At 52.4% G+C, this 8,002-nt stretch carries 10 protein-coding genes and 1 pseudogene; all 11 read left to right on the plus strand.

Annotated elements, in window-relative coordinates:
- Positions 1 to 200 (plus strand): hypothetical protein (locus tag F8I07_RS00170; protein ID WP_292654168.1); only part of this gene is annotated, 200 nt, incomplete at its 5' end.
- A gap of 83 nt (positions 201 to 283) precedes the next feature.
- Positions 284 to 880, plus strand: a complete 597-nt coding sequence (locus F8I07_RS00175) for a helix-hairpin-helix domain-containing protein (protein WP_292654170.1) — start codon at positions 284 to 286, stop codon at positions 878 to 880.
- Positions 881 to 1,129: 249 nt separating this feature from the next.
- Entirely contained in the window at positions 1,130 to 2,176 is a 1,047-nt protein-coding gene (locus F8I07_RS00180) for a D-alanine--D-alanine ligase (protein ID WP_292654173.1), read from the plus strand.
- A 165-nt stretch (positions 2,177 to 2,341) separates the two neighbouring features.
- Positions 2,342 to 3,808: a cytochrome-c oxidase, cbb3-type subunit I gene (gene ccoN, locus F8I07_RS00185; RefSeq protein ID WP_292654176.1), complete on the plus strand. Its 1,467-nt coding sequence runs from the start codon at positions 2,342 to 2,344 to the stop codon at positions 3,806 to 3,808.
- An 11-nt stretch (positions 3,809 to 3,819) separates the two neighbouring features.
- The gene (gene ccoO / locus F8I07_RS00190) at positions 3,820 to 4,488 is read left to right on the plus strand and encodes a cytochrome-c oxidase, cbb3-type subunit II (RefSeq protein WP_292654178.1); all 669 of its coding nucleotides are present in this window, start codon (positions 3,820 to 3,822) and stop codon (positions 4,486 to 4,488) included.
- 10 nt (positions 4,489 to 4,498) lie between these two features.
- Positions 4,499 to 4,711 (plus strand): cytochrome c oxidase, cbb3-type, CcoQ subunit, encoded by a 213-nt coding sequence (locus F8I07_RS00195; RefSeq protein WP_292654181.1) that lies wholly within the window; start codon positions 4,499 to 4,501, stop codon positions 4,709 to 4,711.
- Positions 4,712 to 5,599 (plus strand): c-type cytochrome, encoded by an 888-nt coding sequence (locus F8I07_RS00200; protein ID WP_292654185.1) that lies wholly within the window; start codon positions 4,712 to 4,714, stop codon positions 5,597 to 5,599.
- Between the two features lie 10 nt (positions 5,600 to 5,609).
- Positions 5,610 to 5,870 (plus strand): DUF4006 family protein, encoded by a 261-nt coding sequence (locus F8I07_RS00205; RefSeq protein WP_292654187.1) that lies wholly within the window; start codon positions 5,610 to 5,612, stop codon positions 5,868 to 5,870.
- 106 nt (positions 5,871 to 5,976) lie between these two features.
- Positions 5,977 to 6,576 carry a hypothetical protein gene (locus tag F8I07_RS00210; protein ID WP_292654190.1) on the plus strand — a complete coding sequence of 200 codons (600 nt, stop codon included), beginning with the start codon at positions 5,977 to 5,979 and terminating at the stop codon, positions 6,574 to 6,576.
- Positions 6,563 to 7,114 carry a FixH family protein gene (locus F8I07_RS00215; RefSeq protein ID WP_292654193.1) on the plus strand — a complete coding sequence of 184 codons (552 nt, stop codon included), beginning with the start codon at positions 6,563 to 6,565 and terminating at the stop codon, positions 7,112 to 7,114. The genes F8I07_RS00210 and F8I07_RS00215 overlap by 14 nt, the downstream gene beginning before the upstream one ends.
- 361 nt (positions 7,115 to 7,475) lie before the next feature.
- Positions 7,476 to 8,002: pseudogene (locus tag F8I07_RS00220) on the plus strand (PD-(D/E)XK nuclease family protein); the annotation flags it as partial.

The following is an 8,002-nucleotide window of genomic DNA, read 5'->3' on the forward strand; positions in this document are numbered from 1 at the left end:
CACTCGATTTCACCGCCTATCGGCATCCGGAAAATCCCGAAGAGATCTTCGCCGCTTTCCGTGCCGGCTGCTTCCCCATTTACCGCGAACGATATGCCGCGGGGTATTTCGGGGGCAAAGTCATGGTGCTGGAGAGTGCCGGATGGAAGTTGATGCCGGTCAGTGAGGAGATCTTCGCTATGCAGAACTGGCTGATTTAACAGAAAATTATCCAAATTATTCAACGAAATTTTCGCTTTTTCTGATTATAATGATTCTATCATTATTAACAGAAAGGAAAGCCATGAGAAAACTTCTCATACTTCTGACCCTCAGTCTCGGCCTGGCCTTCGGCCTCAATCCTCAAACCGCTTCAAAAGAGGAGCTGATGAGTATCAAAGGGATCGGTCCTGTCAAGGCGGATGCGATCATGAAGTTTCGCAAAAAACATCCGATTCGCAGTCAGAAAGATCTGATGGAGGTTCCCGGGATCGGTCCCGATATCGCCAAAAACGTTTACAAGAATGTGAAAGTGAGTCAAACGACTCAGAAGAGCGGTCAGGCCAAAAAATCGGGTATCGATACCCAAAAGGGCCTCAAGGCCAAAGCGAAAGCTGATAAGACAAAAGAGAAACTCTCCAAAGACAAGGTGCAACTCAAGAAAGACAAAGAGGCATTGAAAGCTGCCAAAAAGAGTGGAGATACCAAAAAAACAGCCAAGCTGGAGAAAAAGGTGGCCAGCGATGAGGCAAAAATCCAACAAGATAAGAAAAAGATGACCAAGAGTAGTGCCAAAGCCAAAAAGCCCAAGGTCAAAGCCTCTAAAAAGCAAGAAAAAACCAAGCCGGGTAAGAAGAGCGGATCAGAATCTTCGAAAAAGAGGAAAAAGAGCAAGAAATAGAGGAGTCTGAAAAAGCTTCGTCATTCCGGGCCTGACCCGGAATCCAGGGCTAGATATATTCCATTGTACCGTGGATCCCGGGTCAAATTCGGGATGACGGAGAGATCGTTTCACTTTTAAAGAACACTCAATAGCCATCTCCTTTCCCTCGATCCGTTCGGGAGAACGCTCTATCTCTCTCGAAACCAATCAATGCTAAAATAGCGCATCAATTTCCCGACGGGGAAAGTTACGGAAAGGTAAGCAGTCATGACCCTGGCCATTCTCTTCGGCGGATCGAGTTACGAACATGAAATCAGCATCGTCAGCGCCATCACCCTCAAAAAGGTTCTGAAGCGGTCGTCACTCCTCTTCATCTTTGTCGACAGCGAACGGGAGTTCTATCTGATCGACGGCGAAAAAATGACTTCCAAGACTTTCAGTTCCGGTGACTATAAAAAAGGAAAGAAGCTGACCCTGGAACACGGCGGCTTCTTCGCCGCCGGAGGCTTGCTGGGCGGGCGCAAGCCGGTGGCCTTCGACGTGCTGCTCAATCTGATCCACGGCCGTGACGGGGAAGACGGAAAAATCGCGGGGATGATGGAATTCTTTGGCGTTCCCTTCATCGGCCCGAGGATCGAGGCTTCGGTTTTGAGCTACAGCAAGCTCAACACCAAGCTCCTGGCTCACGCTCTGGGAATCAAAACCCTGGAGTACCGCCTGCTGCAGAAGGGGGAAGAGCGCCGGGTGGATCTGGATTTTCCCCTGATCGTCAAGCCGGTGCACCTGGGCAGTTCCATCGGCGTCAGTGTGGTCCGGGAAGCCTCGGAGCTGGATTACGCCCTGGATGTAGCCTTTGAGTTTGATGAGCAGGTGATTGTGGAGCCCTTTGTCGAAGGGATTGTCGAATACAATCTGGCCGGCTGCAAAACCTCCGCCTGGGAGCTCTCCTTGGTAGAGGAGCCCCAAAAAGAGGAGTTCCTCGATTTCGACAAGAAGTACCGGGACTTCTCCCGGGACTCCCGCGTGCGGGAGGCGGTCATCGACGCTCCGCTTAAGGAAAAACTGGAAACGGCGTTCAAAGCGATCTACGATCCTCTCTTTCTGGGAAGTCTGATCCGCTGTGACTTTTTTGTCGTCGAGTCCGAGGTCTATCTCAACGAGATCAACCCCATCCCCGGTTCCATGGCCAACTATCTATTCGAGGACTTCGAAGGGATGCTGGAGCGCCTTGCCCGGGCTCTCCCGAAGGAGAAGAAGATCGCCATCGACTACCGCTATATCCACTCCATCCAGTCGGCCAAAGGCAAAGCCTGAGCCGGCAACCGGCACCCCCCTAAAAATTAAATAAGTCTTAATAAAAATAGTTAGATTGATACTCTCGAAAATTTCCGTTTATTTAAGTTTTTTTATAGCTTGGCTTACCTATAATAAGCCGTTACCGTTACATCGTCGTAACAAAATCTTATTTAGGAGGCTTGTATGCAGTCTAGTGCAGCGCTGGAATATGACTATTCCGTTGCCAAACTCTACATGTGGACAGCGGTCATTTTCGGCATCGTCGGAATGACTATCGGTGTTCTGATCGCCGCTCAACTGGCGTTTCCGGAACTGAACTATCTTTTTGGTGAATACGGGACTTTTTCCCGTCTGAGACCTATGCACACCAACGTGGTTATTTACGGCTTTACCGTGAGCGGAATCTTCGCCTCGTTCTATTACGCGGCGCAGCGGGTTCTGAAAGTCTCCATGGGTGAGTCTAAGTTCCTCATTGGGCTGGGATATCTTCAGTTTTTCCTTTATCTGATCGCCGCGACCTTCCTGGTCATCTCGCTGGCAATGGGAATCACCGCCAGCAAAGAGTATGCCCAGATGGAGTGGCCTCTGGATGTTCTGATCGTCGTTATCTGGGTCATCTGGGGTATTATCATGTTCGGTTTGATCGGTATGCGCCGTGAAAAAGCCCTCTACATCTCTATGTGGTACTACATTGCGACTTTCCTCGGTGTGGCGATGCTCTACCTCTTCAACAACATGGAAGTCCCCACCTACTTCTTCTCCGGCGGACTGGGACACTGGTATCACTCTGTTTCCATGTATGCCGGTACCAATGACGCACTGGTCCAGTGGTGGTGGGGTCACAACGCGGTTGCCTTCGTCTTTACCGTGCCCATCATTGCGATCATCTACTACTTCCTCCCCAAAGAGTCCGGGCAGGCAGTCTACTCCTACAAGCTCTCTCTGCTCTCCTTCTGGGGTCTGATGTTCGTCTACCTCTGGGCCGGCGGACACCACCTGCTCTGGTCCACCGTTCCCGACTGGATGCAGACCATGGGATCGATCTTCTCCGTTGTACTGATCCTTCCCTCCTGGGGTTCAGCGATCAACATGCTGCTGACCATGAAGGGTGAGTGGAACCAGCTGACCGAGAACCCGCTGATCAAGTTTATGGTTCTCGCCTCCACTTTCTATATGCTTTCGACTCTGGAAGGACCCATCCAGGCGGTCAAGTCCGTCAATGCCATTGCCCACTTCACTGACTGGATCCCCGGTCACGTTCACGATGGTGTTCTGGGGTGGGTTGCCTTTATGATCTTTGCGTCGATGATGCATGCGGCTCCCCGTGTCTTCAAGCGTGAGATCTACAGCAAGTCTCTGCTGGAGGCTCAGTTCTGGATCCAGACCACCGGTGTCGTTCTCTACTTCACCTCCATGTGGATCGCCGGAATTACCCAGGGTATGATGTGGCGCGCCGTGGATGAGTACGGAAACCTGATGTACAGTTTCATCGATACCGTCTCCGTTCTGCATCCTTACTATACGATCCGTGCGATCGGCGGTCTGCTCTATCTGATCGGTGTCTTCATGTTCGCCTACAACTTCTTCATGACGGCAACGGCAGGACGCAAGCTTGAGCAGGAGCCCCAGTTCCGCTCCCCTATGGCATAAGGAGGTAAAGAATGTTTCATTGGTTGGAAAAAAACCCCTTCCTCTTCTCGGTCGGGGTCTTCATCGTCATCGCGTTCGCAGGTCTCGTCGAGATTCTGCCCGACTTCGCCAAAGCAGCTCGGCCCGTCGAGGGTCTCAAACCCTATACTGTATTGCAGCTGGCCGGTAAAGAGGTCTATAAAAAAGACAACTGTATCGCCTGCCACTCTCAGCTGATCCGTCCCTTCAAGGCCGAGACCGATCGCTACGGCAAATACTCCCTCTCCGGTGAGTACGCCTACGATCGCCCCTTCCTCTGGGGATCCAAGCGGACCGGGCCCGACCTGCACCGTGTCGGAAACTACCGGACGCCTGACTGGCATGCAAACCATATGTGGGATCCCAAATCGGTCGTTCCCGCCTCGATCATGCCGGCGTACAAGCATCAGTTCAAGAATGTCGCTGATCTGGAAACCGCTTATGCGGAAGCTGTGACTGTCAAAAAGGTCTTCAACACGCCTTACGGTGACGACATTCAGCCCAGCAAAGCCGCCTTTGAGAAGTATTACAAAGAGAAGGCACTGCCCGAAGCGCTGAAGATCGCCAAGGCGATGAAAAACAAAGACGTTCTGGCGATGGTCCAGCAGGGCAAGATCCCCGAGATTGTCGCCCTGATTGCCTATCTCGATCGTCTGAAGTAAGGAGTCTGCGGTGACATTGACGGAAATGCAGGGGTATGCCTTTTTCTTCCTCACGGTTCTTCTGGTCGTGATTCTCTATGGCTACATCCTGCATCTCTACCGCAGTGAAAAAAAAGGTGAACGGGATTACGAAAAGTACGGGAAGATGGCACTCGATGACGAATTGCACGATCGTCCCGTCGAAGAGAATCCTAAAGACAAGAACGAAAAGAAGGAGAATTAAATGAATTCATTCATCGTCAAAGGCCTGGTGCTCGCCGGTGTCCTGATCGTGGCGACGTTGGTGGTGATCAAACAGATGCACATCGACCTGAGTGATCCGGTCAACCTGATCACCTTCCTGGGGGCGGTGGCCATTGCGGTCCTTACCTTTGGTGTCGGGGCCAAATATATGGCTCAGATGAAAACCGATACCGCCGGCGGTGAGTTGGCAGAAGAGAACTGGGACGGAATCGGCGAGTACAAAAACGAACTGCCTGCCGGGTGGGCCTGGTCTTACGTTGGTACGATGATCTGGGCAATCTGGTATTTCCTCTGGGGATATCCGCTCAACGCCTACAGCCAGATCGGTGAGTACAACCAGGAGGTCAAGAACTACAACAAGAAGTTCGAGGAGATCCACAAGAACGCTTCTCCCGAAGTGCTCAAAGATATGGGTGAGTCGATCTTCCTGGTTCAGTGTGCCCCCTGCCACGGTGAGACCGGTGACGGACTCTCCGGCAAGGCGCAGGACTTTACCAGCCGCTTCACCAAAGAGCAGGTCCTGGCGGTTATCAAAAACGGCCAGCATCAGCTTAAATTCCCTCTGGGTGCCATGCCTGCCGGCCTGGCTCAGGGCAAAGATGCCGAAGCTGTGGCCGAGTATGTGGCCAACGGCCTGAAGGGTGATGCTCCTGCTGCGTGGGGTACCTGCGCCGGATGTCACGGACAGGACGGCAAGGGTAACGGCGGCAGCGCACCGGATCTGGCCGGCTACGATCTGCCCCTGGTTCAGCATGTCCTGGCCAACGGAAAGACCGGTATCATCGGCCATATGCCCGCCTTCCCCGGCCGCTTCACTCCGGTTCAGGAGAAAGCGCTGGCAGCTTATCTGAGCACACTGAAACAGTAAGGAGTGAACTATGGCAGCAACTGAAAATACCCAAAGAAATATGTGGGGAATTAACGGAATAGTGGGAATGCTGATCGCAACGGCGCTCCTGCTGAGTATTTTGGCTTTCCTCATTACCAAAGCCATCGGCGTCCAGCAGGCTCAATCGACTCACTATTACGATCCGGCGCCGCTGTGGAACAGCCTGGATAATGTCAAGATGATCAGCAAGGACAACGCAAAATTTGCCTTCGTCGACGTCAAAGAAGAGAAGAAAGGGGAGAAAAAATGATCAAGATTATGGATAAAGTTATCGGTTGGATGATGGTCCTACTGGCGATCATCACTCTCTGGTCTGTTTTGACTCCCAACCATCTCTTCGTAGGTTGATTCAACCTATGCGGCAGATAGCAGGGGCGACCTTGCTGATGCTGCTTCTTACTCTTTCACTCTCAGCACACTATCTTATCAACGACCATCTGATCTCTCCCAAAGCGGGTGATGTTATCGAAAAGATCGGTTCGGAACTGCAGCAAAAGACGGGGATTCACGCCTACGTGATCGCCAGCAATGACCGGCTGGATAAACGGGCCAATCTCTATGAGTATGTGAAAAAGTACGAGAAGCAGCTCAGCAGACCATGGGCGGCGATTCTCTTTCTCCCCAACAACAAGCGCTTGGGGATACTGGTCTCCGATCCCGATCTCAAAAAAGCCTACAAGGCAGGCCGGGTCAAAAAGTACGCTATCGATATCCTGGGTAGTGCCGACAGCAATAGCCAACAGTCCAAGTACGACGTGGCGATGGTGCAGGCCTATTCGGAACTAGCGGATGAGTTGGCGGCTGCCAAAAAGGTCAAACTGACTCAGACGATCAAGAACGAAGGGCAGTGGATTATAAAAATTATAACCTGGCTTGTCTATTTAGGAGCCGTTTTGGTTTTTTGGGTATATTTCGGGCGACCAATCTATATGAGGATACGCCATGGCAAACAATAGCGACAGAGGGAAGTATTGGCCCTATATGATCCTGGGCTTTCTGGCCATCGGGATCACCCTGGGATTTTGGACTGTCAAGCATGCGATCGGCATGCCGGTGCACGAGTCCAACGAGTATATGTTGAAGTACCAGACGGCGGACATCGACGCCAACCAGATTCAGGAGGCTCAGGCGCGTTTCGATCAACGCTATCGGGTGAAACTTGAGGATATGAAGCTCTCGGATTTTAAACCGGAGCATCTCAAGCGTAAACCGGGCAAGATCGTCGCCCTCAACCCCGTCAACCGAATCAGCTACCGTGTGACGGACAAGGCGGGCAACCCGGTGAGCGACGCCAACGTCAGCTTGCTGCTGACCCGTCCCCACACAGAAAAGGAGGATCAGCGTTTCGATCATCTTCCTTTTAAAAACGGGCATTATATTCTGGAAAAGCTGACCCTGAAAAACCCCGGACGCTACATTCTGCGTGTACGGGTGCAGAAGGGTGATGCCGTGGGCTTCATGGACACACCGGGATATCTCAAACCCGCGCAATAGTTTCTTTTATCTCTCGGATATCGAATCTTTGATGTGGTGGGCCCACAGGGCCCACCGCCCAAAAGAAGAAATCTTGGAAAACGGGTCACTGACTTATCCGACACAAAATACTCCAATCTCCCCTTGAATTATCTCTTGAATCTCAATATGTGACAAACCTTTGTCATTCCGGGCTTGACCCGGAATCCAGGGCCACAAAGAGACAGAGAGCGTAGATCCTGAATCGAGTTCAGGATGACGGAAGCGTAACTCTTAGGTTTTTCAGAGAGATCGATCAAGATTAGACATGACATAACGATCTCTTTTCAGTTTCCCAAAGCGCCCCTTTCGCCATAATACCCCCAAGCCAAAGGAGAAACGCATGCCTGATCTTCAGATTTTTCCCACCTCCCGTTCCATCCGTGAACGGGTCGCTTCGCTGCGCGGTGCCGGAGGGTTCCTGCCCCGCCTGATGCGGATGGATGAATTTCTGGCCCGGGTCGTCGTGGTGCCGGGGCGGCGCCAGGCGGAGGCGGGTGAGCGGATCTTCTGGCTCCGGGAGGCGGCGGCCTTTGAGGGATTTGAGCGGCTGGGAAACGAGCGGGATCTGGTGCGCTTTTTTACACGCAGTTCCGATTTTTTCCGCTTTTTCGAGGAGCTGGCCTGGGAGCAGGTACCTCTGGAGCGCCTGGAGGAGGCGGACGCCTACGCGGAGTATGCCGATCACCTGCGGATCCTGGGGGAGCTGCGGGAGCGCTACCGGACGATCCTGGATCGTGAAGGGGTCTACGACCGGATCTTTCTGCCCGAACTCTACAGGATCAACGAAGCCTTTCTGACGACGGCGGAGACCCTTGAACTCTATCTGGAAGGAACACTGAGCCGCTTCGAGCTGGAGCTGCTGGAGGC

The sequence above is a fragment of the Nitratifractor sp. genome (assembly GCF_015487065.1).
In the GTDB taxonomy this organism is placed as follows: Bacteria; Campylobacterota; Campylobacteria; order Campylobacterales; family Sulfurovaceae; genus Nitratifractor.